General features: G+C 45.6%; 2 protein-coding genes and 1 pseudogene. All 3 read right to left on the bottom strand.

From position 1 onward, the window contains the following. Positions 1 to 320: pseudogene (locus BG32_RS03065) on the bottom strand (radical SAM protein); the annotation flags it as partial. Then, the gene (locus BG32_RS03060; RefSeq protein ID WP_121526352.1) at positions 313 to 720 is read right to left on the bottom strand and encodes a thioesterase family protein; all 408 of its coding nucleotides are present in this window, start codon (positions 718 to 720) and stop codon (positions 313 to 315) included. The gene BG32_RS03060 and the pseudogene BG32_RS03065, both read right to left, overlap by 8 nt. Positions 721 to 732: 12 nt before the next feature. Continuing rightward, on the bottom strand, positions 733 to 2,079 hold a 1,347-nt coding region (gene ftsH, locus BG32_RS03055; protein WP_121526351.1), incomplete at its 5' end, for an ATP-dependent zinc metalloprotease FtsH.

Below are 2,079 nucleotides of genomic sequence, written 5' to 3'. Positions count from 1 at the left end.
AGCAGATCGAGTTCAAAATGCACAGAAAAAGACCAAATCACAAATTCATCAAGCGGCGTTAATGAATCAAAAGAATAATGCTTCGAAAAACTCTTATGAAAAAAGAATCTCTCCGCCCTTACACTACCCAGCTCGTTGAACTTAGTCATCAATACATGAGTCGATAGACTTGCGCTTCCTACTTTATATGAGTTCGGGTAGATAATTGCTACCTTCACATCTCCAAAACCACGTACTTCTTTAACAAATCGCTCTCTTGATCTGAGTCTGGAAACTATCTCATACTCGCTCCAGCTTTTTCTGTCTCTCGGTTTACGCACCAAATGCTCTCCTAAAGAAGTCAACAGAGATGAACTTCCTGGAGAACTCAAAAGCACCCGCCTCGGTTCCTAGCTGTACAACCGACCCGGAAAAGTGCACTTCCGCACTATCTGAAACAGATACTATCCTGATGTTTATAACGAGCTCCTCTTCCATCAATAAGGGAGAATAGTGTTTTACAGATGTTTCAGAAACCACAGAAACCAGCGAATCCGATTCAAAGTCAGATATCAGACTGTGGCCACAACTGTGGACAATCTTCATCAGTCCACTGGTAGACAGGAGATTTAGCAGTTCAAGATCGTACCGTTCCGACCATCTCAAAGAAACGTCGGTAGGAATAACAGTTTGGGTGAATTCACTGTTTTCCAGTGATCTTAACCGCTCTAAATCCAGCATTTTTCGCCACCTCTAATCCTTTGCAATATCTGGCTCTTCTGCAGATGCTCCTGGAGCAATTTCTATGGTCTCAAGATCATCCTTGTAATAGTTACCGCCTTCAAGTCCAAGAATATCGGCCAGTTCCTTCCCCGAAATAGTCTCTTTCTGAAGAAGGTACTCTGCCGCTTCATCAAGCTTTTTTCTATGGTCAGAGAGGACTCTCTTAGCTTTTTCATAACAAGTGAGAACAATAGTCTTGACTTCGGAGTCAATTTCGCTAGCGATCTCCTCCGAGTAGTTCTTCATCCGTGTGAGTTCTCTGCCCAGGAATACTTCTTCTTCCTCTTTGCCCCAGGCAATGGGTCCCAGTCTTTCACTCATTCCAAACTGTGTTACCATACTTCTAGCCATCGCACTGGCTCTTTCCAGATCACTAGCAGCTCCTGTGGTTATTTCTCCAAAGACAAGATCTTCGGCTGCCCTTCCTCCAAGCGCCTGCGCCATATTATCCAGAAGCTCAGACTTGGTTATGAGATACCTATCCTCCAGCGGTAGACTCTCCGTAAAACCCAGGGTAGAAGTCCCACGAGGAATTATTGTTACTTTGTGAACCGGGAACGCCTTTGGAAGAATTAAGCCGACAACCGCATGGCCCAGTTCGTGATAGGCAAGTATTTTCTTCTCTCTATCGTTTATGATTCTCGATCTCTTTGCAGGACCGGCCAGGACCCTATCAATGGCTTCCTCAAGTTCTGGCATTCCAATCATCTTTTTCTTTTTTCTGGCTGAGAGAATTGCCGCCTCATTGATCAGGTTCTCAAGATCTGCACCGACAAATCCAGGTGTCCTCCTTCCCAAGAGCTGAACATCAACTTCGGGATCTATCGGTTTTCCGCGCATATGTATCTTGAGAATCTCTGATCTCCCTTTCAAATCAGGAGGATCAACAGATATTTTCTTGTCGAATCTCCCAGGTCTTAGTAAAGCTTTATCGAGAATGTCTGGACGGTTTGTTGCGGCTATTACTATGACACCTGTTTTAGCATCAAACCCATCCATCTCTACTAGAATCTGGTTTAAAGTCTGTTCCCGCTCGTCATGCCCTCCGCCAAGCCCTGCTCCTCTATGTCTTCCAACCGCATCGATTTCATCGATGAAAAGAATCGAAGGCGCTGAAGACTTCGCCTGAGTGAACAGATCTCTCACTCTTGCCGCACCGACTCCTACGAAGAGCTCGACGAAGTCCGACCCGCTAATGAAGAAAAACGGAACTCCTGCTTCACCAGCTACGGCTCTTGCAAGCAATGTCTTTCCCGTTCCGGGAGGCCCCACAAGCAGAAGACCCTTAGGCATTCTTGCGCCAGTGTCTGCAAATAT

Origin of the sequence: Mesotoga sp. HF07.pep.5.2.highcov (assembly GCF_003666285.1) — a bacterium.
Lineage (GTDB): Bacteria > Thermotogota > Thermotogae > Petrotogales > Kosmotogaceae > Mesotoga > Mesotoga prima.
This window is presented reverse-complemented; position numbering and strand designations above follow the sequence as displayed.